The organism is Novosphingobium sp. ES2-1, assembly GCF_015169775.1.
Classification (GTDB): domain Bacteria; phylum Pseudomonadota; class Alphaproteobacteria; order Sphingomonadales; family Sphingomonadaceae; genus Novosphingobium; species Novosphingobium subterraneum.
In genome coordinates, this window is record NZ_CP063445.1 from 2724157 (window position 1) to 2750105 (window position 25949).

General features: G+C 65.0%; 30 protein-coding genes. 17 read left to right on the forward strand and 13 right to left on the reverse strand.

The window, feature by feature from the left end; genetic code table 11:
* Positions 1–116: 116 nt before the first annotated feature.
* Complete coding sequence (locus tag IM701_RS13280) at positions 117–1721, forward strand: phosphoenolpyruvate carboxykinase (RefSeq protein WP_193827199.1); 1605 nt, start codon at positions 117–119, stop codon at positions 1719–1721.
* An 81-nt stretch (positions 1722–1802) separates the two neighbouring features.
* Here the strand turns inward: IM701_RS13280 and IM701_RS13285 are convergent, their stop codons facing one another.
* Together IM701_RS13285 and IM701_RS13290 are read right to left on the reverse strand one after the other, a co-directional pair.
* Complete coding sequence (locus IM701_RS13285) at positions 1803–2645, reverse strand: N-acetylmuramoyl-L-alanine amidase (RefSeq protein WP_039331572.1); 843 nt, start codon at positions 2643–2645, stop codon at positions 1803–1805.
* A 110-nt stretch (positions 2646–2755) separates the two neighbouring features.
* Positions 2756–3346: a J domain-containing protein gene (locus IM701_RS13290; protein WP_062343718.1), complete on the reverse strand. Its 591-nt coding sequence runs from the start codon at positions 3344–3346 to the stop codon at positions 2756–2758.
* 40 nt (positions 3347–3386) lie between these two features.
* Here IM701_RS13290 and IM701_RS13295 point away from each other — a divergent pair, with 40 nt between their 5' ends.
* From IM701_RS13295 to IM701_RS13305, 3 genes are read left to right on the forward strand one after another with little or no spacing between them, the layout of a single operon-like run.
* Positions 3387–3659, forward strand: coding sequence for a BolA family transcriptional regulator (locus tag IM701_RS13295; RefSeq protein WP_193827200.1), 273 nt, complete (start codon positions 3387–3389; stop codon positions 3657–3659).
* Positions 3652–4104 carry an NUDIX hydrolase gene (locus IM701_RS13300; RefSeq protein WP_039331567.1) on the forward strand — a complete coding sequence of 151 codons (453 nt, stop codon included), beginning with the start codon at positions 3652–3654 and terminating at the stop codon, positions 4102–4104. The genes IM701_RS13295 and IM701_RS13300 overlap by 8 nt, the downstream gene beginning before the upstream one ends.
* Positions 4101–4991, forward strand: coding sequence for a pirin family protein (locus tag IM701_RS13305; RefSeq protein ID WP_193827201.1), 891 nt, complete (start codon positions 4101–4103; stop codon positions 4989–4991). Before IM701_RS13300 ends, IM701_RS13305 begins: the two co-directional genes overlap by 4 nt.
* A gap of 3 nt (positions 4992–4994) precedes the next feature.
* Here the strand turns inward: IM701_RS13305 and IM701_RS13310 are convergent, their stop codons facing one another.
* A complete protein-coding gene (locus tag IM701_RS13310) occupies positions 4995–5822 on the reverse strand; it encodes a 23S rRNA (adenine(2030)-N(6))-methyltransferase RlmJ (protein ID WP_193827202.1) in 828 nt (275 codons plus the stop codon).
* 240 nt (positions 5823–6062) lie between these two features.
* On the opposite strand from IM701_RS13310, the gene IM701_RS13315 reads away from it, so the two are divergent.
* The 4 genes from IM701_RS13315 to IM701_RS13330 all read left to right on the forward strand — a co-directional run bounded on the left by IM701_RS13315 (position 6063) and on the right by IM701_RS13330 (position 9754).
* Entirely contained in the window at positions 6063–6383 is a 321-nt protein-coding gene (locus IM701_RS13315; protein ID WP_193827203.1) for a hypothetical protein, read from the forward strand.
* A gap of 6 nt (positions 6384–6389) precedes the next feature.
* A complete protein-coding gene (locus IM701_RS13320; protein WP_193827204.1) occupies positions 6390–7928 on the forward strand; it encodes a methyl-accepting chemotaxis protein in 1539 nt (512 codons plus the stop codon).
* A 105-nt stretch (positions 7929–8033) separates the two neighbouring features.
* Positions 8034–8852 (forward strand): SDR family NAD(P)-dependent oxidoreductase, encoded by an 819-nt coding sequence (locus tag IM701_RS13325; protein WP_193827205.1) that lies wholly within the window; start codon positions 8034–8036, stop codon positions 8850–8852.
* Positions 8849–9754: an alpha/beta fold hydrolase gene (locus tag IM701_RS13330; RefSeq protein WP_230487703.1), complete on the forward strand. Its 906-nt coding sequence runs from the start codon at positions 8849–8851 to the stop codon at positions 9752–9754. The genes IM701_RS13325 and IM701_RS13330 overlap by 4 nt, the downstream gene beginning before the upstream one ends.
* A gap of 3 nt (positions 9755–9757) precedes the next feature.
* Here the strand turns inward: IM701_RS13330 and IM701_RS13335 are convergent, their stop codons facing one another.
* Positions 9758–10477: an extensin family protein gene (locus IM701_RS13335; RefSeq protein ID WP_193827206.1), complete on the reverse strand. Its 720-nt coding sequence runs from the start codon at positions 10475–10477 to the stop codon at positions 9758–9760.
* Positions 10478–10522: 45 nt separating this feature from the next.
* Positions 10523–11578, reverse strand: a complete 1056-nt coding sequence (locus IM701_RS13340; RefSeq protein ID WP_193827207.1) for a DUF2332 domain-containing protein — start codon at positions 11576–11578, stop codon at positions 10523–10525.
* Positions 11579–11620: 42 nt separating this feature from the next.
* Here IM701_RS13340 and hisG point away from each other — a divergent pair, with 42 nt between their 5' ends.
* From hisG to nusB, 3 genes are read left to right on the forward strand one after another with little or no spacing between them, the layout of a single operon-like run.
* Complete coding sequence (hisG, locus tag IM701_RS13345) at positions 11621–12292, forward strand: ATP phosphoribosyltransferase (RefSeq protein WP_039331545.1); 672 nt, start codon at positions 11621–11623, stop codon at positions 12290–12292.
* Positions 12292–13581 (forward strand): histidinol dehydrogenase, encoded by a 1290-nt coding sequence (gene hisD, locus IM701_RS13350; protein WP_193827208.1) that lies wholly within the window; start codon positions 12292–12294, stop codon positions 13579–13581. Before hisG ends, hisD begins: the two co-directional genes overlap by 1 nt.
* Positions 13578–14024 carry a transcription antitermination factor NusB gene (gene nusB / locus IM701_RS13355; protein ID WP_039331541.1) on the forward strand — a complete coding sequence of 149 codons (447 nt, stop codon included), beginning with the start codon at positions 13578–13580 and terminating at the stop codon, positions 14022–14024. The genes hisD and nusB overlap by 4 nt, the downstream gene beginning before the upstream one ends.
* Positions 14025–14077: 53 nt before the next feature.
* On the opposite strand, the gene fghA is transcribed toward nusB, so the two are convergent.
* From fghA to copC, 4 genes are all read right to left on the reverse strand, one after another.
* Positions 14078–14923, reverse strand: coding sequence for an S-formylglutathione hydrolase (fghA, locus tag IM701_RS13360; RefSeq protein WP_039331539.1), 846 nt, complete (start codon positions 14921–14923; stop codon positions 14078–14080).
* The gene (locus IM701_RS13365; RefSeq protein ID WP_039331537.1) at positions 14923–15294 is read right to left on the reverse strand and encodes a VOC family protein; all 372 of its coding nucleotides are present in this window, start codon (positions 15292–15294) and stop codon (positions 14923–14925) included. The genes fghA and IM701_RS13365 overlap by 1 nt, the downstream gene beginning before the upstream one ends.
* A 98-nt stretch (positions 15295–15392) precedes the next feature.
* Positions 15393–16238, reverse strand: a complete 846-nt coding sequence (gene copD, locus IM701_RS13370; protein WP_193827209.1) for a copper homeostasis membrane protein CopD — start codon at positions 16236–16238, stop codon at positions 15393–15395.
* Positions 16239–16252: 14 nt separating this feature from the next.
* Positions 16253–16630, reverse strand: a complete 378-nt coding sequence (copC, locus tag IM701_RS13375; RefSeq protein ID WP_062343729.1) for a copper homeostasis periplasmic binding protein CopC — start codon at positions 16628–16630, stop codon at positions 16253–16255.
* 143 nt (positions 16631–16773) lie between these two features.
* Between copC and IM701_RS13380 the strand changes: the two genes are divergently transcribed.
* The 6 genes from IM701_RS13380 to IM701_RS13405 all read left to right on the forward strand — a co-directional run bounded on the left by IM701_RS13380 (position 16774) and on the right by IM701_RS13405 (position 21424).
* The gene (locus tag IM701_RS13380) at positions 16774–17031 is read left to right on the forward strand and encodes a hypothetical protein (RefSeq protein WP_039331533.1); all 258 of its coding nucleotides are present in this window, start codon (positions 16774–16776) and stop codon (positions 17029–17031) included.
* The gene (locus IM701_RS13385; protein WP_193827210.1) at positions 17031–17483 is read left to right on the forward strand and encodes a Spy/CpxP family protein refolding chaperone; all 453 of its coding nucleotides are present in this window, start codon (positions 17031–17033) and stop codon (positions 17481–17483) included. Before IM701_RS13380 ends, IM701_RS13385 begins: the two co-directional genes overlap by 1 nt.
* Positions 17484–17487: 4 nt before the next feature.
* Entirely contained in the window at positions 17488–18054 is a 567-nt protein-coding gene (locus IM701_RS13390; protein WP_193827211.1) for an RNA polymerase sigma factor, read from the forward strand.
* A 26-nt stretch (positions 18055–18080) separates the two neighbouring features.
* Entirely contained in the window at positions 18081–19850 is a 1770-nt protein-coding gene (locus IM701_RS13395) for a copper resistance system multicopper oxidase (protein WP_193827212.1), read from the forward strand.
* A complete protein-coding gene (locus tag IM701_RS13400; RefSeq protein ID WP_230487704.1) occupies positions 19847–20869 on the forward strand; it encodes a copper resistance protein B in 1023 nt (340 codons plus the stop codon). Before IM701_RS13395 ends, IM701_RS13400 begins: the two co-directional genes overlap by 4 nt.
* An 81-nt stretch (positions 20870–20950) precedes the next feature.
* Positions 20951–21424, forward strand: coding sequence for a DUF2721 domain-containing protein (locus IM701_RS13405; RefSeq protein ID WP_174544562.1), 474 nt, complete (start codon positions 20951–20953; stop codon positions 21422–21424).
* Positions 21425–21688: 264 nt separating this feature from the next.
* Here IM701_RS13405 and IM701_RS13410 read toward each other — a convergent pair whose 3' ends face one another.
* The 4 genes from IM701_RS13410 to secB form a co-directional block, all read right to left on the reverse strand.
* On the reverse strand, positions 21689–22420 hold the full coding sequence (locus tag IM701_RS13410) for a DUF4136 domain-containing protein (RefSeq protein WP_052241932.1): 732 nt from the start codon (positions 22418–22420) through the stop codon (positions 21689–21691).
* Positions 22421–22575: 155 nt separating this feature from the next.
* On the reverse strand, positions 22576–23595 hold the full coding sequence (gene trpS / locus IM701_RS13415; RefSeq protein WP_193827213.1) for a tryptophan--tRNA ligase: 1020 nt from the start codon (positions 23593–23595) through the stop codon (positions 22576–22578).
* Positions 23596–23605: 10 nt separating this feature from the next.
* Positions 23606–25177 carry a murein biosynthesis integral membrane protein MurJ gene (gene murJ / locus IM701_RS13420; RefSeq protein WP_193827214.1) on the reverse strand — a complete coding sequence of 524 codons (1572 nt, stop codon included), beginning with the start codon at positions 25175–25177 and terminating at the stop codon, positions 23606–23608.
* A gap of 80 nt (positions 25178–25257) precedes the next feature.
* Positions 25258–25776 (reverse strand): protein-export chaperone SecB, encoded by a 519-nt coding sequence (secB, locus tag IM701_RS13425; RefSeq protein ID WP_039331522.1) that lies wholly within the window; start codon positions 25774–25776, stop codon positions 25258–25260.
* Between the last annotated feature and the right edge of the window lie 173 nt (positions 25777–25949).

The following is a 25949-nucleotide window of genomic DNA, read 5'->3' on the forward strand; positions in this document are numbered from 1 at the left end:
TTGACGCAGCAAACGCAGGTGACTATGCGCAGGTCGAGAATCAGCGCATTCGTATTCGCAATCCGTGCGCAAGCGGGCAAATCTCTGTCCAAAGCGCCACCAACGGGAGGCCCCAAGTGTCCGATACCAGCCTGAACGTGTCCCTCGCCAGCCAGGGCTATCCCGAACCGGCAGAGCTGTTCGCCAACCTCGGCACCGCGCCTCTGGTCGAACACGCCGTCCGCAACGGTGAAGGCCTGCTCTGCGTCGATGGTCCGCTCGTGGTCGAGACCGGCAAGCACACCGGCCGATCCGCCAAGGACAAGTTCATCGTCCGCGACGCCGAGACCGAGAACACCGTGTGGTGGGGCAAGACCAACGTGCCCATGACGCCGGAGCACTTCGCCGCGCTCAAGGCCGATTTCATCAAGGCCCTAGGTGAAAAGGACCGCCTCTACGTGGCCGATCTGTTCGGCGGCTCGCAGCCCGAACACCGCGTCAACGTCCGCGTCATCAACGAATTCGCCTGGCACAACCTTTTCATCCGCACCCTGCAGGTCCGCCCGACCACTGACGAGCTGGCCTCGTTCGTGCCGGAATACACCATCATCGACCTGCCGAGCTTCCGTGCTGATCCGGAACGCCATGGCAGCCGCAGCGAAACCGTGATCGCGGTCAACTTCACCGAGAAGCTGATCCTGATCGGCGGCACCGCCTATGCGGGTGAAATGAAGAAGTCGGTGTTCGGCATCCTCAATTACCTGCTGCCGACCAAGGGCGTCATGCCGATGCACTGCTCGGCCAACGTCGGTCCTGATGGCAAGACTGCCGTGTTCTTCGGCCTGTCCGGCACCGGCAAGACCACGCTGTCGGCCGATGCTTCGCGCACGCTCATCGGCGATGACGAGCATGGCTGGTCCGACACCGCCGTGTTCAACTTCGAAGGCGGCTGCTACGCCAAGATGATCCGCCTCTCGGCCGAAGCCGAACCGGAAATCTTCGCCACCACCAAGCGCTTCGGCACCGTGCTCGAAAACGTCGTGATCGATCCCGTCACCCGCACGATCGACCTCGACGACAATCGCCTCGCCGAAAACAGCCGCGGTTCCTACCCGATCGACTTCATCCCGAACTGCTCGGAGAAGAACCTCGGCCCGGTTCCGGCCAACCTGATCTTCCTCACCGCCGATGCCTATGGCGTCCTGCCTCCGATCGCGCGCCTCACGCCCGATCAGGCGATGTATCACTTCCTCTCGGGCTACACCGCCCGCGTCGCCGGCACCGAGATCGGCGTGACCGAGCCGGAAGCCACCTTCAGCACCTGCTTCGGCGCGCCGTTCATGCCGCGCCACCCGTCGGTCTATGGCAACCTGCTCAAGGAACGCATTGCCAAGGGCGGCGTGAAGTGCTGGCTGGTCAACACCGGCTGGTCGGGCGGCAAGGCCACGCAGGAAGGCATCAAGCGCATGCCGATCAAGGCCACCCGCGCCCTGCTCAACGCCGCGCTCGATGGCAGCCTGAACAACGCCAACTTCAAGAAGGACCCGAACTTCGGCTTCGAAGTGCCGGTCGAGGTTCCGGGCGTCGACACGAAGCTGCTCGATCCGCGCGGGGCATGGGCCGATGCCGAGGAATACGACAAGACCGCACAGGAACTCGTGCGCAAGTTCGTCGACAACTTCCAGCAGTTCGCCGAACACGTTGACCAGTCGGTCCGCGATGCGGCGCCGGTAACCGCCTGATCGCAGGTACCACTGCTGAAAACGCTGCGGGGCTCCTTCGGGAGCCCCGTTTCGTTTCAGGCGCCCGCTTCCTTTCTGGCCTCAGTCCAGATCAAGATAGTGGCTGTGCACCCAACCGGTCTTGCTGGGCTTGCCCGCCGCATCGAGAGTGGTGACCTCGATCCACGATCCGTTCACGCCCATCGGCATGACCTTGCTGCCGTCAGCCAGCAACTGGACCACGGCGAAGTTCGTGCCCGGACCGCTGCGCAGGTTGAGCCCGCCGGGCGAGCGGACCACGCCCACGTTCGCGCCGTTCTGGTCGCGCCCGCCCAATGCCCGCTGGCGGAAGCGGACCATGTCGAACGCCGGGCCGGGATCGGACTTGCGCACCGGGGCGATATCGTCATGCCCGACGATCTCCGCAATCGGATAGACTTCGCGCAGCGCCCGCACGAGGGCGACCACGGCCTCGAACTGCGCTGCCGGATAGGCCTCCCAGCCGATCGGCGTGCGCGATCCATCGGGATTGCCGTTGCGGTGGACCGCCATCACCACATTGTCGACCTTCTGCCCGGCCGCGTTGTACCAGCCATTGGCGCCGCCCCGCAGCGCCCCCCAGTTGGCGATCTCTATGCCGATGGAATGCTTGTTCAGCCCGGCGAGACCGCGCCAGCTCGACTTGCCCGCATGCCACGCCACCTCGTTGAAGTTGACGCATTGGATGATCGAGCCATCCCGGTCGACGACCACGTGTGCCGATGAATTGGTGTTTTCCCGCGAAGCGAACCAGTTGGCCGACGAGGCGGCAGATCCGCCTGCGGTAAAGTGAATTACCACGATTCCGGGCGGTGCCGGAAAGGCGCCGCCGGTGTTGCGCGATCTGATCTGTCTTACGGGATTGGAGTTGTCGTTGAGGATTCCGTTCTTGATGACGTAAGCCATGTCCGTGCCTCCATGCGCTGTTGGCATGGAGTGCATAGGAAATTTCCTATGAAAAGTCTGTGCGAGACGTCACCAGACTGGCGCGAGAAATGTCATTCAGCGCCCGGAAATCAGGCGAACAGCGCACTGCCTTTGAGCAGGTTGTAGGCCTCGACCACTTCCTGCAGCCGCCCTTCGAAGGTCCGGTCGCCGCCGTTGCGGTCCGGGTGATACTTGCGCACCAGCTCGGAATAGCTCTGCCGCAACTGCCGCCGATCGGCGTCATAGGCCAGATGCAGCGCGTCATAGGCCTTGCGCTCGTCCGGACTGATCCCGCGCCGCGCCGCATCGGCCGCCTTCTGGTGATCGGCCCGCCGCGCCTTGGCGCGCTGGGCGATCGCCTCGAGCGGATCGGCAAAGTCCGCCCAGCGCGGCGCCTGGTCGATACCAGCGTCGGGCCGGAACGCCCGGGTCTCGCGCTCCCACCCGGCCAGCGGCGACTGCGCCTTGAGAATCTCCTCCGGGGTCATCCCGGCAAAGAAATCATATCCCGAATTGAACTGCCGCACGTGTTCGAGGCAGAACCAGCGATAATCGCCCGGTCCGTCGAACCCGGATGAGCGCACGCCCGGCGCGCGGAACTCGCCCGGCTCGTCGCAGCCGGGGGCATTGCAGATACGCCCCGTACCCTGGACGCGACCGTGGAACTTGTCATTTCGCATGTGCTGTCCACATGGCGATGAAGACGCTAGAAGAAAAGCCATGACCGGACCAATCGCACAGGAAATCGAACGGCTTCTGACCGAAGCCCTCTCCCCCACCCATCTCGCTGTCATCAACGACAGTGCCAGCCACTCGGGCCACATGGGCGACGATGGCACCGGCGAATCGCACTTTACCGTAGAGATCGAGAGCGCCGCCTTTACCGGCCAGTCGCGCCTCAACCGCCAGCGCATGGTCAACAAGGCACTGGGCGACTTGCCCGGCCAGCGCGTCCATGCTCTCGCCATCAAGGCCAAGGCTCCCGGTGAGTGAAACTCCGCGCCGCATCCGCCGCGCTGCCCGCATCCTCCTGCTCGACGAGCAAGACCGCCTGCTCCTCATCCGCTTCGCCCCGGCAGACCGCCGCCCGTTCTGGTGTGGCGTCGGGGGCGAATGCGATCCGGGCGAGGACTTCGCCATTGCGGCGGTGCGCGAGCTTTACGAGGAAACCGGCCTCGTCGTTGACCACTGCGGCCCCGAAGTCGCCGCCCGCGCCGACGATTACCTCACACTCGAAGGCGAACCGATCACTTCGGACGAACGCTTCTTCCGCGTCCGCACGCAAGGCTTCACCCCGGACACCTCGGGCCACACCGCCATTGAGCGCGAACTAATCAAGGAATTTCGCTGGTTTACCCGCGAAGAACTGGCAAACTGGCATGAACCGGTGTTCCCGGTGAATCTGCTCGAACTGCTTGACCTCGAGGCGGACGCATGACTGATCCGATCATCCAGACCATCACCCCCGTCGCCCATGATCTCGGCGCGTTCGAAGTCCGCCGCGCCATTCCTTCGCGCCAACGGACCATGGTGGGTCCGTTCATCTTCGTCGACCAGTTCGGCCCCGCCCACCTGCCTGCCGGCACCGCGATGGACGTGCGCCCCCACCCGCACATCAACCTCGCCACCGTCACCTGGCTGTTTGAAGGCGCAATCGACCATCGTGACAGCCTCGGCTCCTTCGCCACGATCCGCCCGGGGCAAGTCAACCTGATGACCGCCGGCACCGGCATCGTTCATTCCGAGCGTTCGCCGGAGACAGAGCGCCCCGGCGGCCCGCACCTTTATGGCATGCAGACCTGGCTCGCCCTGCCCGATGGCAAGGAAGAGATCGCCCCCGCCTTCGAACAGGTCACCGCCCTGCCGCTCGTCGAGGACGTCTGCGTCAGCGCCCGCGTGATCATGGGCACGCTCTGGGGCCAGACCGCGCCGACCACCCAGCACGCCGCCACGATCTACGCCGAAATCCTGCTGGCGCCGGGCGGCGCCCTGCCGATCGACGCCGAGGCCGACGAACGCGCCGTCATGCTCGTTGGCGGCGAAGCGCAGGTCGACGGCTTGCCGCTGGCCCTCTACGACCTCGTCGTCCTCGCACCCGGCGCCGTGCTCAGACTGCAGTCCGAAATCGGCGGCCGCGTCATGCTGATGGGCGGCGAAGCCTTTGCCACCAAACGCCACGTCTGGTGGAACTTCGTCAGCTCCAGCCGCGAGCGCATCAACCAGGCCAAGGCCGACTGGCAGGATGGCCGCTTCCCCAAGGTGCCGGGCGACGAGGAAGAATTCATACCCCTGCCCAAGGTGGCGACGACGGTGAGCTATCCGTAGTCGTCAGCTCAACCACTCCGCGCCCAGCGTGCCCCGATGCCCCTCCGGCGCCAGCGCGGCGCGAAGGGCTTCCAGCATCGGCGCCAGGCCTTGCGTAAAGGCATAGGGCGGGTTCACGATGAACAGCCCTGCGCCGTTATAGATGCCGGGCTGGTCGGCATCGTAAAGCCAGTGCTCCACGTTCAGCAGCTTCGGGATGCCCAGCCTGCGCAGCTTGTCCTTCCAGTGCACATGCGCAGACCGGTCCTTCAGCGGATACCAGATCACCGTCACGCCATGCGCCCATTTGCGATGCGCGGCAGCAAGGGTCTTGGTGATCCGTGCGCGTTCGTCGGTCTGCTCGTAGGGCGGGTCGACCACCACCAGCCCTCGCGGGGTCCGGGTCGGCAGCATCGCCAGCCAGAACTCGTAGGCATCGCGTTCATGCACGGCAGCATGCGTGCCGCGCATTGCACCGCGCAGGGCATAGGCGTCCTCGGGATGCTTTTCGTTGATGATCAACAGGTCTTGCAGACGGAGAAGCTGTGCAAGAATCCGAGGCGAGCCGGGATAGAGCAGCGGCTCAGGCCCGGCATTCACCGCCCGCACCGCGGCGCGGTAGTCGTCTAGCAGAGGGTTCGCGCCGGCAAAGACACGCTCCACGCCCTGCGCGGCCTCCCCGGTGCGCTGCGCTTGATCCCCACGAAGGTCATACAACCCGCAACCGGCATGGGTATCGATCAGCGTCAACGCGCCCGGCTTTTGCTGGAGGGCACGGACCAAGGCAATCAGCAGGCTGTGCTTCACCACGTCGGCGCTGTTGCCCGCATGAAAGGAATGGCGATAGTTCACTGTGCTAGGATATCCCGACGACCGGCCCTGAACACGCCAGAGCGCCCCAAGGTGATCAGCCTCGTAAGCTCCAGCCGCCGCCACATCAACCGGGCAGAGATCCGATTACCGCGAGGGCATGGCCCAGGCGCGCGAAGCCCTCCGTTCCATCAATCCGTTCATAAATCCTGCGTCCGACCCACGCATTTTCCCGGAGCACGTCCTAGGCAACCAGAAATAATCTTTCGTTATCGCAAGCTTATGAGGACAGAGGCGCATCCGCGAGAAACCAGCCAGTCCGGCAGCCTTGCGCTGCTGGGATTTGCAGGCGTCCTTCTCCTCGCCACCGCACTTGCACCAAGGCAGGGTTCGGCGCTTGCCGTGCTTTCACTCCTGCCATCCGGGTCGGCGTCCTACGTTAAATGGGCGACGGAGCGGGGAGGCCGGATCGTCGGCACGACACCGCTTGGCGGGTTGATCATCGATCATGCTCCCGACGGAGCGTTCTACGCAGCATTGCGACACGGCACGATCGCCATTGCGGTCCCACTGGGGCTGTGCAGTCCCACACCAGGAAGTTGAACGGCCATGGAACAATTGCAGGCACTTCGCGCAAACGGTCTGCGGGCACTCGCCTTCACATCGATGATCGGCGCCCTGATCATATGCGTTGGAGCGATCTGGGCTGGATCGGGCATAATCCCCCCGATTGTCGCGGCCGTCGCGGCAGGCCTCACCACTTTCGTCGCCAGAAGCCCGGACGGCGATGCCACACAGCGCTGTGCTGTCGCCGCGGGCATAATGACTTTCCCGATGATCCTGCTCTACCAGTGGGCCGGATCGGCCTGGATGGTCGACCTGCACATGGTCTTCTTCGCCTGCCTTGCGATCATCGTCGTTCTCGCAGACTGGCGTCCCATCGTCACCGGTGCGGCATTAACGGCAGTCCACCACCTGCTTGGCAATCTTGTCGCGCCTGAACTGGTCTACAACAATGGCGGCGACATTCTGCGGGTAATCCTGCACGCGGTCGTCGTCGTTGCCGAAACTGCCGCGCTGGTGTTCCTGAGCGTTCAATTGCAGCGCCTGATCATTGCCCAGGCAGAAGCCGAGGCGCACAAGCTTGCCATGGAGGCGGCTGCCGCCGCCGAGCGGCAGCGTATCGCCGACGAACAGAGACTGGTAATCGCAGCCGTCGAGCAGCGGCTCGAAGAGCTGGCCGGCGGCGATCTCAGCACCAAGATCGAAGTCGATTTTCCGCCAGCCTACATCAAGCTCAAGAACAGCTTCAACGCCGCGACGAGCGATCTGGACCGGCTGGTCGGCGCCGTATCGTCCACCACCAACCACATTGCCCGTGGCTCTTCCGAGATCCGCGGGGCGTCGGACGACCTCGCGCGCCGGACCGAGCAACAGGCGAGTGCCCTCGAACAGAACACCTCGGTCACGCGCGAACTCGTAGCCGAGATCGATCAGACCGCCAGAAACGCAGGCAACACCCGGGAAGCCATTGGCGAAGCCCAGCAGTTTGCCGAAACGGGCGGCGCGGTCGTATCGAGTGCGGTTGCCGCGATGAACGAGATCGAACGGTCCTCCAATGAAATCGGACAGATCATCTCCCTGATCGATGGCATCGCCTTCCAGACGAACCTGCTCGCCCTCAACGCCGGTGTCGAAGCAGCGCGCGCTGGCGATGCCGGCAAGGGTTTCGCAGTAGTCGCGACAGAAGTCCGCGCGCTGGCGCAGCGCTCCGCCGAAGCGGCGAGCAGCATCCGCAATCTGATCCAGACGTCGAGCGAACAGGTCGCCCAAGGCGTCAGCCTTGTCGGCCGGACCGGAACGGTGCTCGACGATATCGTCAGCCGCGTCTCGCAGGTCAGCGGCTCGGTTTCGGAAATTGCCGATTCTGCGGTACGCCAATCGGCAGAGCTCGCGCGCGTCACCGGTTCCTTTGCGAACCTCGACACCCTTACGCAGCAGAACGCTGCAATGGTCGAGGAAAGCAACGCAGCGGCCCACCAGCTGGCAAGAGCGGCAGAGGAACTGCGCCAGCTGGTCAGCAGGTTCCGAACCAGCCAATTCGATACCACCGCAGATCGCATGGCCCCGATGCTGCGGGTGGCTTGAAAACGACGCACGGCCGGAAGGAATTCACCCCCTTCCCTCCTTTGCAAAAGCCTGACACGATGCCTTTAACGGGTCGATTAAGGCCCGACGAAGGAGAGCAGGCCGATGGCATTCGCAGGGCAGGTCACGTGGATTACCGGGGCGTCGTCCGGCATTGGCGCAGCATTGTCACGGGCCCTTGCTGCGCAAGGCGCGCATCTGATCCTGTCCGGCCGGAATGAAGCCGCGCTTGGCGAAGTCGCAGAACAGTGCGGCAGCGCCCTCGTCCTGCCATTCGAAGCGACTGACTATGCCGCTGCTGCCCGCGCGGCCGATCAGGCATGGGGCTGGAAGGGCCGCGTCGACATGCTGGTCAACAATGCCGGCATCTCGCAGCGCTCACTGGCTGTAGACACTGCCTTCCCCGTCTATGAACGCATTATCGCGGTTGATCTGCTTGCGCCCATCGCGTTGACGCAGGCCCTCCTGCCGCGCATGGCGGAGCGCAAGTCCGGGCGGATCGTCATGGTCTCGAGCATTGCCGGCAAGGTCGGCTCGCCGCTGCGCACCGGTTACAGCGCCGCCAAGTTCGGCCTGTTCGGCTATTCCGATGCGCTGCGCGCCGAGGTCGCCGGACTTGGCATCAAGGTCCATGTGATCGCGCCCGGCTCGATCCGCACCGACGTTTCGCGCAACGCAATTACTGCCGACGGATCGCGACGCGGGGTCAGCGATGCGGTCATTGAGCGCGGGCTCGACCCGGATGTAGCTGCAGGAATGATGCTCGATGCCATTGCTGCGGACGAGCGTGAGATCATCATGGGCGAAGGCATGGAGAAGGAAATCGGCGAACTGCGCCGCACACCTGATGCGCTGCACGACCGCATGGCCGCAGTTGTCGCAGCAGGCTATGCGCAAAAGATGGACGAAGGAGCGCCGGAATGACTGCACTTGCCCCTGCAACGCCACTTATGCGCGTGAAACTTGCCAGCGGGATTGAACTCGATGTGCTGGATGTGGGTCCCCGCGATGCACCGGCCCTGATCTTTCTTCACGGCTTCCCCGAAAGCCACCGCACCTGGCGCCACCAGATCGCCCACCTCTCCTCCCGCTTCCGCTGCATCGCGCCCGACCAGCGGGGCTATCGCGGCTCGTCCAAGCCCGAGGGCGTGGAGAACTACACCCCGGACAAGCTGATCGGAGACGTTTTCCAGCTTGCCGATGCATTGGGCGTGCAGCAGTTCACGATCCTCGGCCATGATTGGGGCGGTGCGATCGCCTGGGGCGTTGCGCTGCTCGGCCAAGGAACGCGGGTCACCCGCGCGGTCATCGCCAATGCCCCGCATCCGGTGATCTTCCCGCGCCTGCTCTGGACCGACCGCCAGCAGCGCGAGGCCAGCCAGTACATGCGCGCCTTCCGTGATACTGCAAACGATGCCATGGTGCGCGAACACGGCCTTGGGGCGCTGTTGATGAAGGCGCTCAACTGGAACCGCTCACCGGTAATGGAAGAGGAAGAGCGCGCCGCCCTGTTCAAGGACTGGTCGAACCCTGATGCCGCAATCGCCATGCTCAACTGGTATCGCGCCAGCCAAATGGCCGTACCCCCGATGGACGCTCCGTTCGGACTGCCTGAAGGTTATCAGGACACTCCCGTTCCGCCGCTGCAGATACCAACGCTGGTGATCTGGGCGATGGACGACATGGCCCTGCCGCCGTGCAACCTGGATGGCATGGACAAGCTCGTCACCAATCTCACCGTAGAGCCGGTGCACGATTGCGGGCATTTCGTGCCATGGGAAGCACCGGACACGGTGAACGCCGCGCTCGACAGGTTTCTTGGCTGAAGCCTAACGGCAAGCCGCCCAGCCGCCAGCGCGCTGCGCCTGGTCGAGGTGCAGGTGGTCGGCATGGGCGGCGTTGTAATCGGGGGACAGCACGGTCGAGAAGCTGAGGCACGCCGCATCGCGCACGGCCCGGAGGAACGCCGCTTTCTCGTCGCCCGCTCCCCAGTCCTTGAGCACTGAAACGCGGCGTCCGTCCTCCAGCACGAACGCGCTCACATCGATGGCGTTGCCGGTCGCGTGCTCGCTCCACGTCCCTTGCTGCCCGCCACCAATCCTGCGGCAGTTGCTGGTGCCGAAATGCTCGACCGATGCAACAGCGCTGCCAAGCAGCCGCTGCGCCGCGGGCTGGATGCCATGCTGCAGCCAAAGGGCCAGCCCCGCATCGATCGCGCAAGTCGCCTGCGCTCCGCCCGGTGCCAGCTTCACTTTCGCCTGTGCCAGACCTTGCAGAACCTGCCGGTCATGCCGCAAGCATTGCCCTTCGCCAGCAGGCGGCAGGGCCTCGGCCATGATTCCGCTGCTTTCCAGAAACCTGCTGCACACCGCTCGGTCACCCCGCAACGTCTGCAGCTTCATCGCTGTCGCCCAGCCCGGTGGATCGGCCAATGCCAGCGGCGCCCATGGGTTATGCTCGGGATGCCGTTGCAGCCATTCACGCCCCGCCAGCCCTGCCGAACCGATGATCAACAGGACGACGACAGTGCGGAGAAAAGAGCGGCGCATCCTCGCTCAACCCTTGCGCGCAGCGATCGTTTCGCGACACAGACCTTAGGCTGTAAACTCCACCCAGGCGCCATGGGCATGGGCGGTGCCGAGCAAGGCAGGCTCCTCTCCGCCGGGCCAATGGCGCACGGTCAATTCATGCCGGAAGGTCTGGCGGTTGGTTTCCAGCATGACCCATGCCAGCCGCCGCGAGGCATCGGCCTTCGCGCCCGCCTGCGCCATCAGCGCCTCGATCCGCGCCCGGGTTTCGGCCGGCAGATATTGCCAGACGATGGAATGGAAGATCACGCGCGTGGTGTCTTCCTCCTGCGGTGCCGCCAGCCGCTCGGCCACGAAGTCGCCCGCATCCATCTGCACCACGTCCGGCGCCCGCTGGGCCGCAAGCGCAATCGCCGCATCGATCCGCCCTATCCGCTCGGTCACCTCAGCCCAGACATAGGACTTCAGCCGCAGCGCCTGTTCCGGATCGGCCAGGTTCATCGGCGCGCGATCGCATCCCCTGATGCCGACGATCTCGACCCCGGCCCGCGGCGGCGGGGCCCCCCGCCATTCCGGCACGATCCGCATCGGCGAATCCGCGGGGCCAGTGGTCATCCCGCCAAGGTCGAAGAAGAAGCGCTCCATCATCGTGTTGACGCCAGCGCTTGCGCCCAGCTCGTTCAGCTCGAAGCGCGGGCCAATGCGGACCGAAAGCCACAGCAGCGCCGCCATGATCGAGGCCGACCGCCCAGCCTCATTGGTCTGCGGGGGGCCGTCCAGCCACGGCAAAAGCTCCGCATCATGCTCCTGGGTCACCGCCAGCACCAGCGCATCGACTTGCCCCTGATCGGTCACCTCGCCGCGATAGACCGGCGCCAGCCACATGTCCTTGCCGGTCAGCACCAGATTGTGATGTCCGCCAGCCAGCCGCAATGGCAGCGCATCTTCCAGCGGCTTTCCCGGCCACGCAGCGATTCGCCTGCCCACCTCGGTTTCGCGATCCAGCAGCCGCAATTGCGCCCGCACCACGCGGCCAGTGCAGGGTGCACCATTGTTCGTGGCGTGGTCTGCCTGCCATTCTATGGCCTTTGCGACCTGTTCGATCTCCATGATCGGGTTCATTCGGTTGCCCTTTGCGCCGTGCTGCCATAAGGGCGGCGGGTTATGTCCACCGCCGCACCGCTCGTTTTCGCCCTGCCCAAGGGTCGCATCCTCGACGAGGCCCTGCCTCTGCTCGAGAAGGCCGGGATCGTGCCCGAGGCCGATTTCTTTAACAAGGCCTCGCGCGCACTCTCCTTCGCCACGAACCGCGACGACGTGAAGATCATTCGCGTCCGCGCTTTCGACGTGGCGACCTTCGTCGCGCATGGCGCGGCGCATGCCGGCGTGGTGGGATCCGATGTGATCGACGAGTTCGACTATGCCGATCTCTATGCGCCGGTTGATCTCGACATCGGGCACTGCCGCCTTTCGGTGGCCGAGCCGGTCAGCATGGTGGAATCGGGCGCGAACGCGCGCGAAAGCCACGCCCGCGTGGCGACCAAGTACCCCAACCTGACGCGGCGGCATTTCGAAAAGCTTGGCGTTCAGGCCGAAGTCGTCAAGCTCAACGGCGCCATGGAGCTGGCCCCCTCGCTGGGCCTCGCCAGCCGCATTGTCGACCTGGTGTCGACCGGTCGGACGCTCAAGGAGAATGGCTTGGTCGAAACCAGCCAGATCCTGCCCGTCTCGGCCCGCCTGATCGTCAACCGGGCCGCGCTCAAGACTGACAGCGCCCGCCTCGGCGCACTGGTCGATGCTTTCCGCGAGATGGTCGCCACAAGGAAGGCCGCCTGATGCTGCGCCTCAAGTCCAGCGATTCCGGCTTCGCCAAGGCCTTCGCCCGCCTCGTCAAGGACCGCCGCGAGAGCGACGAGAACGTCGCGCGCGATGTCCAGACAATCATCGATGACGTGCGCATTCGCGGCGACGAAGCGCTCGCCGAATACACCGCCAAGTTCGATGGCCACGCTCCGGCAGATGACGACTGGCGCATTTCGCCCGAAGCCTGCCGCGAAGCCTTCGACGCGCTGAAGCCCGATCTTCGCGCCGCGCTCGAACTCGCCGCACAGCGCATCCGCGACTATCACCGCGCCCAGTTGCCGGAGAATCGCGATTATACCGACGCCAGCGGCATGCGCCTCGGCGCACGGTGGAGCGCTGTAGATGGCGCCGGGCTTTATGTCCCCGGCGGCCGCGCAGCCTATCCCTCGTCGCTGCTGATGAACGCCATTCCGGCCAAGGTCGCTGGCGTCGAGCGGCTCGTCGTCGTCACGCCGACGCCCAAGGGGGAGGCCAACCCGCTGGTTCTGGCCGCAGCCCACCTTGCCGGTGCCGACGAGGTCTGGCGCGTGGGCGGGGCCCAGGCCGTGGCCGCGCTCGCCTATGGCACCGGCCGGATCAAACCTGTCGATGTCATCACCGGACCCGGCAACGCCTGGGTAGCCGAAGCCAAGCGCCAGCTGTTCGGCGTGGTCGGTATCGACATGGTCGCAGGGCCTTCGGAAATCCTCGTGATAGCGGACGCGAAGAACGATCCGCAGTGGATCGCCGCCGACCTGCTCAGCCAGGCGGAGCACGACCCGGTGGCTCAGTCGATCCTCATTACCGACGATGCCGCCTTTGCCGATCAGGTGGCGGACATGGTCGGCGTCGAGATCGCCATGCTGCCAACGGCCAAGGTCGCCAAGGCCAGCTGGGACGATTACGGCGTCATCATCGTCGTGGACTCGCTCGACGAAGCTCCCGCGCTCGCCAACGCCCTTGCCGCCGAACACGTCGAGATCGCGACCCACGATCCACAAGCCCTGTTCGACAAGATCCGTCATGCCGGCTCGGTCTTCCTTGGCCGCATGACCCCCGAAGCCGTCGGCGATTACGTCGCCGGGCCGAACCACGTCCTGCCCACCGGGCGCCGCGCGCGCTTTTCCTCGGGCCTTTCCGTTCTGGATTTCATGAAACGCACCAGCTTTATCGAGGCGACTGACGCCGCGCTTGCCGCCGTTGGCCCCGCCGCCATCGCCCTTGCCGAAGCCGAGGGCCTTGCCGCCCACGCCCGTTCGATCGAAGTGAGGCTGGGCCTGTGAACGCGATCTCGGGCAAGGCCCGCGCCGCCTCGCGTCTTGCCGCGGTGCAGGCGCTCTACCAGGTCGACATGGAGAAGACCGCGCTGCACCTGCTGCTGGACGAGTTCCACCAGCACCGGCTGGGCGCGGAGATCGAGGACGTCGAATACCTCAAGGCCGACGTCGCCTTCTTCGATGATGTGGTGAAAGGCGTCGACGCCCGCCGCAACGAGATCGACCTGCTGCTCTCGTCCAAGCTGGCGAAGGGCTGGTCGCTCGCCCGGCTCGACAAGACGATGCTGCAGATCCTGCGCGCCGGCTCCTATGAACTGCTCGCCCGCAAGGACGTGCCGGTGGCAACGGTCATCACCGAATACGTCGATGTCGCCCACGCCTTCTTTGAAGAGCGCGAGGCGAAATTCGTCAACGGCGTGCTCGATGCCGTGGCCAAGGACGTGCGGTAAGAGAAAGCTCCTCCCCGTTTTCCCGAAGGACAAAGGGGGAGGATTTCCAAACGCTACAACCGCTCGGCATGCCAGCGGATGTGGTCTTCCATGAACGTGGAAATGAAGTTGTAGCTGTGGTCGTACCCCGGCTGCAGCCGCAGCGTCAGGTCAACGCCGGCCGCCTTGCACGCCGCGTCCAGCAGTTCGGGCCGTAGCTGCTCCACAAGAAACCCGTCGGCATCGCCCTGATCGACCAGCACCGCGCCTGCGGGCCGCTTGCCATCCTCGATCAGCGCCACGGCATCATGGCTGCGCCATGCCGCACGGTCATCGCCCAGATAACCGCCCAGTGCCTTGTGGCCCCACGGCACCTGCCCCGGCGCGACGATGGGCGCGAAGGCCGAAAGCGACTTGAACTTTTCAGGGTAGGTCAGCCCCAGCGTCAACGCGCCGTGCCCACCCATGGAATGGCCGGTGATGCCCATCCGATCCAGATCGACCGGGAAGTTCGCGCCCAGCAGGGCGGGCAGTTCCTCGGCGATGTAGTCCCACATGCGGTAGTGCTGTGCGAACGGCTCCTGCGTGGCATTCACATAGAACCCCGCGCCAAGGCCGAAATCGTAGGCCCCATCCGCATCGTCGGCCACGCCTTCGCCACGCGGCGAGGTATCGGGCGCGACAAACACGATGCCGAGTTCGGCGCACGCCTTGCGGTATTCGCCCTTGTCGGTGACGTTGGCGTGGGTGCAAGTCAGCCCGGAAAGGTAGACCAGTACCGGCAGCTTCGCCCCGTCCACCGCCTGTGGGGGCAGGAAGACCGAAAAGGTCATCCCCGTCCCCGTCGAGGCGGACTCATGCTTGTAGACGCCCAGCGTTCCGCCGTGCGCCTTCGATGTCGAGACCGTTTCGAGTGTCATCAGGCGATGATGTCCAGCGCGCACAACTTGTTGCCGGCGGGATCACGCAGATAGGCAAGGTAATAGGGCGAGCCTTCACGCGGTCCCGGCGGGTCTTCGCAAGCCGTTCCGCCATTGGCGACGCCAGCGGCGTGCCAGGCGTTGGCCTGTTCGGGATTCATGCGGAAGCCGATGGTACCACCGTTGGCGCCGCAAGCCGGCTCGCCATTGATCGGCTTGGTCACGATGAAAAGGCCGCCGTTGTGCTGGTAGATCAGGCGTCCCTTGGGGTCCGTGATCGCCTCTGGCCCACCGAACGCGGCGAAGGTGGCATCGTAGAACTTCTTGGCAGCGTCGATATCGTCGGCGCCGACCATGACATGGCTGAACATAGGCTCTCTCCCGTTGACAGGTTGCAGCGGCAAGAGAGCTAAGCCACTGGCTTGTACGGTCAAGCGTCCCTGCGGGAATTCTTTGTTGCCATTTGGCCTCAAGCCAGAGGGTCAAGCACGCCAAGCAAGGCGACTGCGCCGACAACGCCAAGACCCGCCGCAAATTCCAGCACAAGGGAACGGCGCAGGCGCGCAGTGGCGCCAGGCTCGCCTCGTTCGAGCGCCGGGACGATCCGCCAGCGGTTGCCTGCAGCCAGCGCCAGCATGACGGCGAACAGCGCCAGCTTCACCGCAAGTATGCTGAACCAGCGCGCCTCGAACATCATCGGCCATCCGGCAATCGCCAGCGTGTTGAGCAGGCCGGTCAGGATGAGGACCGCCACCACCACGCTCCCGGTGCGGGCAAATCGTGCGAGTGCGCCAGTATCTGCCCCCTCGCGCGAGAAAGCCGAAGTGACGAAGACGGCCAGAGCGCCGATCCATGTCGCTGCGGCAATGACGTGCGCCACGTCCGATACCCGGTGAAGCGCCATTTCGCTGGCGCCAGCGTGGCCGGTCCACGCCACCGAGCCGAGCGCAACGCTCCCCGCCAGCGCCAGGATCGGCAGGCGCAACACGCGCAACGGCACGAAGCAGGCGAGGAACACTGCGGCGAGCGCGGTCAGCCGCCACTCCATGACCTTGCCCAGCGGCGTCTGCGCCAGCACGACCTCTGCCGTCGCCTGATCGAGTTCGGCCAGAGTGATGCCGGCCATGGCGGCAACGCTTTCAAGCGCCCACCATGCAGAGGCAAAGGCCGCGACGATGGCCAGCAGGGCCAGCACGAGGCGGGCGCGGAAAGCCAGCACCTGCCCCGCTGCCAGCGCATGCAGGGGCACGCCCGCCACGAGCAGCAACGCAAGATACGCCGCTGCGCGTGCGGCCAGAAGGCCAGTCGTTTCCACGCCCCCGGGCCCCGTCAGCGAACCGTGAAGGCGTACTGGCCCTCGATGCGGTGCTGGTCACCGGCAACGGCATGCCACTTGAGGTTGTAGGTGCCGGCAGGCAGCGCACGCGGCAGGGTAACGGTCAGGACCTTGCCCGATGCAACGCTCTTGAAGCCCTTGATCGGCATCGGCGCGTGGTTGGCCATGCCGGGCATGCCGGTCATCACCAGTTCGATGCCCGAGAGCGGGCCGACCAGCTCTTCGGAGAACGTCAGGGTCAGCTTGGTCGGCTTGGCCACGGCGGTGTTCGGCGCCGGGTTCGACGAAAGGAGCTTGGGATGGGCAAAGGCTGCGCCGGGCAGGGCCAGCATGGCAAGGGCGGGAGCAGCAAGGAGCGCAAGACGGCGCATGGAAAGTCCTTTCGGGTTGGGATCTGCAGTGTGATACGCAGAGCGTGGGACCATCCCTCAAGCCATAGCGCAAATTTTGTCTTGAGGGATTTGGCCCGGGCGCGCGTAATGGGAATCGCGTGGAAAAAGGAAACCAGCCAGCAATGGCCGATATTGACGAACTCTTGGGCGCTCTTGCCGCCAAAGCGACACCGCCTTCGCTCTCCATCATCGATGACGAAGTGATGCGCGGGCTCACCCGGAGGCGCGAGAGCGCCACGGCACGGCGCGGCATGGTGATGGCCGTGGCGATAGCCGCTGTCGTCGGGATCGTCGGCTCCGTCGCGCCCGCGGCTCCGGCACAGGCAGAACCCCTGTTCGGCGTACCCTCGGGCGCGCCCTCGCACCTGCTGGCGGACTGATGGGCGCGGCCTTGCGCTATGTCGTGGTGGCGGTGGTCTCGGCCGCCGTCGCCCTTGCCGCCAGCCACTTTGCGCGTGGCTTCATGCCGATGCAGCACGGCAGCGAACTCCACCAGCTGATGCACGAGCGACTCGATCTCTCCGCGCAGCAGAACCAGGAGATCGACCGGCTCGAGGCGGAATTCGCGAACACGCGTCGCACGCTGGACGATCGCCTGCGCGCCTCGAACGCGGACCTTGCCCGCGCGATCGAGAGCGAACACCAGATCGGCCCGAAGGTGACCGGCGCAGTCGATGCCTCGCACATGGCAATGGGCGAGCTACAGAAGGCGACACTGGCCCATGTCTTTGCGATGCGTGCAGTGCTCAAGCCCGATCAGCAGGCGATCTTCGACCGCGAGATCGCCCGCGCCCTGACTTCGCCCGACCGCCCTTCCCCCGACCGCCGCTGATCCAATGGCGGGGGGCGACGCTCCAGGGGAAAGCGACCCACAACTGGTCGCAAGCGCGCTTGCGGGCCGGCAGAGCGCCTATGCAACGCTGCTCGCACGCCATCGCGAAGCCGTGTTCCGGCTCGCCCGTCACCACGCCGGCGACGAGGGCGAGGCACTCGACATAACGCAGGAAGCCTTCATCGCCGCCTTTGCCTCGTTGGCGAAGTTCGACGCCGCACGCCCGTTTCGGGCCTGGCTGATGCGCATTGCCGTCAACAAGTGCCGCGACTGGGCGCGGCGTCGTGCGGTGCGACGGCTTTTCCGCATGGCGCGGCCCCTGGAAGATGCCTTCGATGTTGCCGATCAGAACCTCGATCCCGAGGCGCAAGCGATCTCGCAGGCCGAACTGGCCCGCGTCTCGGCTGCCATCGCTGCACTTCCAGCCAATCTCAAGGACCCGCTGATCCTGTGCCGCATCGAAGGGATGAGCATGGCCGAAGCAGCCGACGTGCTCGGCCTGACCGAGAAGGCCGTCGAGACGCGGATCTACCGGGCGCGGCAGAAATTGTCGGAACTGCTTGAGGGATAACCCGTCTTCCTGCGTAATCGCAGGTAATGACCGACATGCTCCATCTCAACCGCCGCAACCTGCTTCTCGGAGCCGGTGCCCTCGCCGCAACGCCGCTTGTCCCTGCCTGGGCGCAATCGGGCCACGGTGGTCATTCTCGTAAGGCCGGCGCCATGGCCGGGCGCAACACCGGCGGCGTCCTCTCGGGCGAGAGCATCGCCCTGTCGATCGGCGCGGCCAGATTCGCGGTGGGGGACCGTTCCGCCCCGGCCATCGCGGTCAACGGCTCGATCCCCGCCCCGCTCATCCGCCTGCGCGAGGGGCAGAAGGTGCGCATCGCCGTCAGCAACGCGCTGGCCGAACAGAGCTCGATCCACTGGCACGGGCTGCTCGTGCCGTTCCAGATGGATGGCGTGCCCGGCCTGTCGTTCCCCGGAATCGATCCGGGCGAGACTTTCACCTACGAGTTCCCGATCGTGCATTCGGGCACCTTCTGGTATCATTCGCACTCGGGAATGCAGGAGGCCGAAGGGCTCTATGGCCCGATCGTGATCGACCCGGCCGAGCCTGACACCGCCGCCCCGTTCGACCGCGAATACGTGCTGATGCTGGCGGACTGGAGCCCGATGAACCCGCACGAGCAGCTCCGCAAATTGAAGGCCATGGGCGGCTATTTCAACTGGCAGCGGCAGACCGTCGGCGGCTTGCTGAAAGGCAAGGACCAGAGCCTGAAGGAGCGGCTCGAATGGGCAAAGATGCGCATGGATGCGACCGACATCTCGGACGTCACCGGCGCGACCTACGCCTTCGTCATCAACGGGCACGATACCGCCGCCAACTGGACCGCGCTGTTCCGCCCCGGCGAACGGGTCAAGCTGCGCATCATCAACGCCTCGTCGATGACCAACTTCAACTTCCGCATCCCCGGCCTGCCGATGACTGTCGTCGCGGCCGACGGCTGCAACGTCCAGCCGGTCGAGACGGATGAGTTCCAGATCGCGATTGCCGAAACCTACGACGTCATCGTCCAGCCGACCGACTCCGCCCCCTTCGGCATCATTGCCGAGGCGATCGACCGCTCCGGGCTGGTGCGCGCCACGCTTGCGCCGCAGATCGGCATGGCCGGTCCCATCCCTGCCCGCCGCGCCCGCCCGGTGCTCACCATGCGCGACATGGGCATGGACATGAGCGGAATGGACATGGGGACGGGTGGCGAGATCGACCTGTCACAGCCCGCCAACGAAAGCATGGCCGGCCATTCGATGAAGATGCGCGATCTATCGCTCGCGCCGGGCGTCAAGCCGGGGCCGGGCGTCGCCACGATCTCGCCGATGCCCGCAGACCGCCTGGCCGACAAGCCGACCGGCCTCGAAGATGTCGACCATCGCGTGCTGACCTATGCCGATCTGCGCTCGCGCGATGCCAATCCTGACCGGCGCACGCCCTCGCGCCAGATCGACGTGAACCTGACGGCCAACATGGAACGCTACATGTGGTCCATCGACGGCGAGACCATCTCCGATGGCGCCAAGCCGATCCCGTTCCGCACGGGCGAGCGGGTTCGCGTCAATCTCATCAACCACACGATGATGCCGCACCCGATCCACCTGCACGGCCACTTCTTCGAACTGGTCACGGGCGAACCGGGCAACCGTCCGCGCAAGCACACCGTCAACGTCCTGCCCGGCGGCAAGGCCAGCTTCGACCTGACGGCCGATGCCGAGGGCGACTGGGCCTTCCATTGCCACATGCTGCTGCACATGCATGCCGGGATGATGCGCGTCGTCACGGTACGCGCTGCGGGAGACGCAGCATGAAGCGCCTTCTGCTCGCCGGTGCAGCCCTGATCGCCACGCCATCGCTCGCGCAGGAAGCGCAGGACCCTCACGCCGGCCACGACATGAGCCAGATGCAGGGCATGGACCATTCCGGACACGACATGGGCGCCATGAACGACCAGCCTGCTGACGGGGCGGCAATGCAGGGCATGGATCACTCCATGCACCAGCAAACCGCGCCCGATGCGCCTCAAGCGGGCACGCCGATGGATCATTCGGCCCACATGGGCCACACCATGCCAACGGTATCCGACAGCGAAGTCGGCAACGCGCCCCCGCCGCCCGTCCCGACCGACCATCCCGCCGATGCCTTCTGGGACAAGCAGCGCATGGCCCAGGCCCGCGCCGATCTCTCGAAGGAAGGCCGCTTCTTCGGCAACGCGCTTATCCTCGACCGCTTCGAATACCGCCCCCGCAATGGCACGGACGGCTACGCCTGGCAGGCCATGGGCTGGATTGGCGGTGATATCGACCGGCTGGCCGTGGAAACCGAAGGCGAAGGAGCGTTCGGCGAACCGCTCGAAACCGGTGAAGTGCGCGCGGCATGGCGCCACGCCCTTGATCCGTGGTGGAACTTCGAACTCGGCGTGCGGCAGGATTTCGGTGCCGGACCGGACCGCACCTACGGCGTCATCGGCTTCGAAGGCCTTGCCCCCTACTGGTTCGAGGTCGGCGCCCACGCCTTCGTCTCGAACAAGGGCGACGTGCATTTCCGGCTTGAAGCGGAACACGACATGCGCCTGACCCAGCGCCTCATTCTGCAACCTTCGATCGAGATCGACGCCTCCGCGCAGGACGTGCCCGAACTCGGCATCGGCGCGGGGATCGAGAAGATCGAACTGGGCACCCGTCTGCGCTACGAGTTCGCCCGCGAATTCGCCCCCTATGTCGGCGTCCATTGGGAGCGCAAACTGGGCGAAACGGCCCGGCTGGCACGGCTCGAAGGCGAAAGTCCATCGCAGGTCAGCGCCGTCGTCGGCGTGAGGATGTGGTTCTAGCGCAAACCCGGCCGAATTCGTATCCGGCTTGCCCGCCCGCGGCGCAACGTGCGACAAGGCGGTGATGCAGCGAGACTTTTCATGAATCCGGGTCATAGCGGCGTGATCGCCCAGACCATTCAGCTGGCACTGGCCCCGGTGTTCGTCCTCGTGGCGATCGGGAACATCATGAACATCCTGACGACGCGGCTGGGCCGCATCGTCGACCGCTCACGCGCGCTGCAAAGCCAGCACGCCCAGACCACGGGCCGGGAGCACGATCTTGTCGTGATCGAGATCCGTTACGTCGATCGCCGCATCCACCTCATCGGCAGGGCGCTGTTGCTGCTGGTGGTGTCGGGCCTCGCCATCGGCGTTACCGTGGGATCGCTGTTCATCGGCGAAATGGCCGGCCTCGAACTGCGCAACCTCACCGGGATCACCTTCTTCGGCGCCATTGCCCTGCTGATGATCGCGCTGGTCTACCTTCTGCTGGAAACGCGCATTGCGGCACGTTCTCTGCGCCTGCCGCAGGGGCTGCTCGAGCTCGAACGCGACATCCCGCACCAGCAGTAAATTGCCGGGCGATTGGCGCTGCAAAATGATCGAAATGGTAAAGCCCGACGCGGCGCGAACGTTGTCGCATCCTCTCCCAAGGCCGCGTCGGGCAACGTTTACCCGGGCTGAATAGCGCATCCCGAAAAGGCTGTCACAAACAATCCGCGATCGCGCGCAGCATGGCGCAAACCTGATGCAAACGCACAACACCCTGCCTGCCGCACAAGCAGAAAGGCCCCGCATCGCTGCGAGGCCTTTTTGCATTCGGTCCGTCGGGAAAGGTCAGTTGACCTTCTTCACCGTCTTCTTTTCCGGCGCGATCGAGATCCTCACCGTTTCCCCGTTGTTGCCGGGGAAGTCGGTAAACATCGCCTCGACGAGGTTCGGCACGACATAGGACAGGCGATTCGAGGACGAAGCTGCTTCAGCCTTGCCTTCGAACAGGCGCTGGCCATCAGCGCGGCGATCGATCTTGAGGTCCATGCCCGAAGTGTAGACGGTCACGACATCGACGCTGTTACCCCAGCCGGGACCGCCGAAGAAGAACGGATCGTTCCACCCCCAGCCCCAGCCACGGCCGTAGAAGCCTGCGCGGCCCCAGCCTCGACCATAACCCGGGCCCCAGCCGCCCCAGCCACCCCAACCGCCCCAGAACGGGTCGGCAAAGCCGGTGGAACGGACGCGGTCACGCCCGCCATCGATGCCGTAGTCGAACTTGACCAGCAGGTCGGCATTTTCAGGAGCGGCGGGCTGATAGCCCAGCTTCTCCATCTGCTTGCCCACCAGCGATGCATACTGCGCGAACTCGAGCCCGCCTGCATCCCTGGGATCGTCGGCGACGACCGCGAAGGTCTGGCCAGCGGGTGCCGGCAACTGCGCCTGGAAGCGCTTGACGTCGGCCTTGAACGGCGTGGCGCACCCGGCGAGCGAGACGAGCATCAGCGAAACTGCCGAAAGCCCCAGAAGCCGGCGCTTGCCGGAAGAAGAGGGCTTCACTTGCGAAACGGAATTCATCCTTGCGACTCCTGTTATGCGTCCGCCGCCCCTTGCCAGACACACGCACTGCATAGCATGCCGCCTTTTTGGACGGGAAGTGCTGAATGCACGTTGAATGGTGCCTGCAACATATGTTGCAGGCACGTAATGTTTTGCAACGAACTGACGGAAAATCAGCCTCTTACAAGGCCCAATGCCTGATAGGTCCGGGCGAGGGTCGGCGCAGCAAGGTCACGAGCCTTCAGCGCGCCCTTGGCAAGGATCGCGTCCAGCGCCTCGCCATCCTCGCGCAGCTGGCGGTAACGTGCCGCCATCGGCGACAGCGTCTCGACCAGCAGTTCGCCCAGTGCAGGCTTGAACTGACCGAAGCCCTTGCCTTCGAACTGCGTCAGAACCTCGGCAGGCGAAGTGCCAGCCATGGCCGCATAAATGCCGACAAGGTTGTTCGCTTCCAGACGCCCGGCCAGCCCTTCGACCGTGCCCGGCAGCGGTTCGGGATCAGTCTTGGCCTTCTTTACCTTCTGCATGATCGCATCGGCATCGTCGGTCAGGTTGATCCGGCTCATGTCCGAAGGATCGGACTTGCTCATCTTCGCGCTGCCATCCCGCAACGACATGATGCGCGCAGCCTCGGGCGGGATGATCGGATCGGGCAGCGTGAACAGCGGCGCATCTTCACCACAGAAGTCGTTGTTGAACTTCTGCGCGATGTCGCGCGCCAGCTCGAGATGCTGCTTCTGGTCCTCGCCCACCGGCACGTGCGTTGCCTGATAGAGCAGCACGTCGGCCGCCTGCAGCACCGGATAGGTGAACAGCGCCACGCTCGCGCCCTCGCGGTTCTTGCCCGCCTTGTCCTTCCATTGCGTCATGCGGTTCAGCCAGCCCATCCGCGCCGTGCCGTTCAGCAGCCATTGCAGCTCGGCATGGGCGGGCACCTGCGCCTGGTTGAACAGGATCGACTTGTCGGGATCGATCCCGCACGAAACCAGCGCCGCCACCATTTCGCGCGTGTTTGCCGCCAGTTCCGCGGGGCTATGCGGCATCGAGATCGCGTGAAGATCGGCAAGGAAATAGAGGCATTGCCCACCCTTGGCCGACCACTCGTCCTGCATGCGCACCCAGTTCCGGATCGCACCCAGGTAATTGCCGAGGTGGAGATTGCCGGTTGGCTGGATGCCGGAAACGATACGCATTTCAGTGCCTTCAGTTGGAGCGGCGACGCCGCAGGAGAAGCTTGAGGTCGTCCACCCGGAAAGCCCCGGTCAGGACGGCGGCAAGGCCATAGACGACGACCCCGGACGTGACCAGTGCAGCCATGGCCGCCACGCGAATGGTCCACGTGCCATGGACATGGGGCATCACCAGCCCCTGCCCTGCCCACAGCACCGCACCCATCGCCAGCGCCGCCAGCGCCAGCCGCACGGTGCGCCGCTTGAGCCGTGCATCAGCCGCAAAGTGCCCGCGCTTGACCAGCGTGTGATAGAGCAGCCAGACGTTGACAGTCGAGGCAATCGCCGTCGCCAGCGGCGGCCCCATGTGCCTCAGCGGCACGATCAGCGCCAGGTTGCCGACAAGGTTCACCACCATCGAGATCGTGGCATAGCGCACCGGAGTCTTGGTATCCTGCCGCGCGTAGTATCCCGGCGTCAGGACCTTCACCAGGATGTAGCTCGGCAGCCCGATAGAGAACGCGGCCAAAGCCTGCGCGGTGAAATGCGTGTCCATCGCATCGAACTTGCCATAGCCGAACAGCGCTGCGGCAATCGGCTCGCCGCACAATACCAGCGCCACCGTTGCGGGCAGCGTCAGCAGCAGCGCCAGTTCCATGCCCCGGTTCTGCGTTTCCATCGCTGCCACTTCCTCGCCCCCGCCCAACTGGCGCGAGATCGTCGGCAGCAGCACCGTGCCAAGGCCGATGCCGATCAGCCCCAGCGGCAGCTGGTTCAGCCGGTCGGCCATGTAGATGTAAGTGACCGAACCGTGATCGAGCAGCGATGCGGCCAGCGCGGTCGAGATTACCAGGTTGATCTGCACCGCGCCTGCCCCTGCCGCCGCCGGCAGGATCAGCTTGAGCAGCTGCTTCACTTCAGGTGAAAGCCGCGGGCGGCGCAGCCGCAGCCGCACACCATTCCGGCGGCATGCCCAGGCCAGCCACAGCAGCTGCAATGCGCCCGAGACCGAGACGGCAATCGCCTGGTTGCGCGCCGTCACCAGCGGATCGTCGGAATGGAAGCCGAGCAGCGCCACGATCAGCGTCAGGTTCAGCAGGATCGGCGCCGCTGCGTTGACCCAGAACTTGCCCAGCGAATTGAGGATGCCGCCAAACAGTGACACGATGCTGATCAGCATCAGGTAGGGGATCGTCCAGCGCGACAGCTCGACCGCATAGGCGAACTGGTCCGCACTCACCCCGTTGAACTTGCCCGAAAGCAGCAGCGTCACCGGCCAGGCAAAGACCTCGAGCACCACCGTCATGAACAGCAGCACCGGCAGCAGCACGGCAAGCGCGGCTTCCGCAAAGTCCAGCCCATCGCGCAGGCCTGCGCCTTCCGGATCGGCGACCTTCTTGTTGAACATCGGGATGAAGGCGCTGGCAAACGCGCCTTCGGCGAACAATGCGCGGAACATGTTGGGCAGCCGGAACGCGACAAGGAACGCGTCCGAGGCAAACGCCGCGCCGACGAAGCGCGCGAACAGGCTGTCGCGCACCAGCCCCAGAATGCGGCTGAGCAGGGTCAGTCCGCCAATCGATCCGGTGGCCTTCAGGAGGTTCAAGCTAATCCTCCCTCAAACCAAAGTTCCGCTCATCCTGAGCCTGTCGAAGGACGTTCAGCATGAGCGGATCAGGTGTCAGATCAGGCCTGGCCAGCCGGAGTCGCTTCCGCGGTCGCCTGTGCCTGCGCGAGCTGCTGCATGTACAGGCCGTTGAAGTCGATCGGCTCGAGCATCAGCGGCGGGTAACCGGCATCGCGCACGGCATCGGCGACGATGCGGCGGGCAAACGGGAACAGGATGCGCGGACCTTCGGCGAACAGGAACGGGTGGGCCTGGTCGTCGGGCACGTTGCGCATGCCGATGAGGCCGCAATAAGCCAGTTCCACGATAAACGCGGTGCCCTGCGCGCCCTTCGACGTCACGTTGATCTTCAGCTCGATCTCGTGGATTTCCGGCTGGATCACGCGGGCCGAGATGTTGAAGTCCACGGCGATGTCGGGCGCTTCGCTCCACTGGTAGGATTCGGGCGCGTTGGGGTTTTCGACCGAAAGGTCCTTCACGTACTGCGAGATCAGGCCGATCGCGGGCGAAGTGTCTTCCCCGTTCGGAACGGGGCCATCGACATTGAGATTCGAAATGATGTTGCCTTCGTCGGCCATGTCAGACGTGCTTTCTGTGTGGGTTTCCCTTGGCCGCGCGCCTAGCATCATGCCCCAAAGGCCGCAATCCGCCTTTGTCTGGCGCAACGAGGCCACAACCTGACGAGAATCTTTGCCAAGGGATGAGCCCAAAGGGTCATGCACGCGTTGTTCATTTGTAATCCGTACCTATT

What these genes read in the sequence shown, in the direction of transcription:
- IM701_RS13405 (WP_174544562.1), top strand. Translation starts at nt 20,951, where the DNA reads ATGAATCCGGGTCATAGCGGCGTGATCGCCCAGACCATTCAGCTGGCA.
- IM701_RS13295 (WP_193827200.1), top strand. Translation starts at nt 3,387, where the DNA reads ATGACCGGACCAATCGCACAGGAAATCGAACGGCTTCTGACCGAAGCC.
- IM701_RS13285 (WP_039331572.1), bottom strand. Translation starts at nt 2,645, where the DNA reads ATGGCTTACGTCATCAAGAACGGAATCCTCAACGACAACTCCAATCCC.
- hisG (WP_039331545.1), top strand. Translation starts at nt 11,621, where the DNA reads ATGTCCACCGCCGCACCGCTCGTTTTCGCCCTGCCCAAGGGTCGCATC.
- secB (WP_039331522.1), bottom strand. Translation starts at nt 25,776, where the DNA reads ATGGCCGACGAAGGCAACATCATTTCGAATCTCAATGTCGATGGCCCC.
- fghA (WP_039331539.1), bottom strand. Translation starts at nt 14,923, where the DNA reads ATGACACTCGAAACGGTCTCGACATCGAAGGCGCACGGCGGAACGCTG.
- copC (WP_062343729.1), bottom strand. Translation starts at nt 16,630, where the DNA reads ATGCGCCGTCTTGCGCTCCTTGCTGCTCCCGCCCTTGCCATGCTGGCC.
- hisD (WP_193827208.1), top strand. Translation starts at nt 12,292, where the DNA reads ATGCTGCGCCTCAAGTCCAGCGATTCCGGCTTCGCCAAGGCCTTCGCC.
- IM701_RS13330 (WP_230487703.1), top strand. Translation starts at nt 8,849, where the DNA reads ATGACTGCACTTGCCCCTGCAACGCCACTTATGCGCGTGAAACTTGCC.
- IM701_RS13390 (WP_193827211.1), top strand. Translation starts at nt 17,488, where the DNA reads ATGGCGGGGGGCGACGCTCCAGGGGAAAGCGACCCACAACTGGTCGCA.
- IM701_RS13305 (WP_193827201.1), top strand. Translation starts at nt 4,101, where the DNA reads ATGACTGATCCGATCATCCAGACCATCACCCCCGTCGCCCATGATCTC.
- IM701_RS13380 (WP_039331533.1), top strand. Translation starts at nt 16,774, where the DNA reads ATGGCCGATATTGACGAACTCTTGGGCGCTCTTGCCGCCAAAGCGACA.
- trpS (WP_193827213.1), bottom strand. Translation starts at nt 23,595, where the DNA reads ATGCGTATCGTTTCCGGCATCCAGCCAACCGGCAATCTCCACCTCGGC.
- IM701_RS13385 (WP_193827210.1), top strand. Translation starts at nt 17,031, where the DNA reads ATGGGCGCGGCCTTGCGCTATGTCGTGGTGGCGGTGGTCTCGGCCGCC.
- IM701_RS13315 (WP_193827203.1), top strand. Translation starts at nt 6,063, where the DNA reads ATGAGGACAGAGGCGCATCCGCGAGAAACCAGCCAGTCCGGCAGCCTT.
- IM701_RS13400 (WP_230487704.1), top strand. Translation starts at nt 19,847, where the DNA reads ATGAAGCGCCTTCTGCTCGCCGGTGCAGCCCTGATCGCCACGCCATCG.
- IM701_RS13410 (WP_052241932.1), bottom strand. Translation starts at nt 22,420, where the DNA reads ATGAATTCCGTTTCGCAAGTGAAGCCCTCTTCTTCCGGCAAGCGCCGG.
- IM701_RS13335 (WP_193827206.1), bottom strand. Translation starts at nt 10,477, where the DNA reads ATGCGCCGCTCTTTTCTCCGCACTGTCGTCGTCCTGTTGATCATCGGT.
- IM701_RS13365 (WP_039331537.1), bottom strand. Translation starts at nt 15,294, where the DNA reads ATGTTCAGCCATGTCATGGTCGGCGCCGACGATATCGACGCTGCCAAG.
- IM701_RS13340 (WP_193827207.1), bottom strand. Translation starts at nt 11,578, where the DNA reads ATGAACCCGATCATGGAGATCGAACAGGTCGCAAAGGCCATAGAATGG.
- IM701_RS13320 (WP_193827204.1), top strand. Translation starts at nt 6,390, where the DNA reads ATGGAACAATTGCAGGCACTTCGCGCAAACGGTCTGCGGGCACTCGCC.
- IM701_RS13325 (WP_193827205.1), top strand. Translation starts at nt 8,034, where the DNA reads ATGGCATTCGCAGGGCAGGTCACGTGGATTACCGGGGCGTCGTCCGGC.
- IM701_RS13395 (WP_193827212.1), top strand. Translation starts at nt 18,081, where the DNA reads ATGACCGACATGCTCCATCTCAACCGCCGCAACCTGCTTCTCGGAGCC.
- IM701_RS13290 (WP_062343718.1), bottom strand. Translation starts at nt 3,346, where the DNA reads ATGCGAAATGACAAGTTCCACGGTCGCGTCCAGGGTACGGGGCGTATC.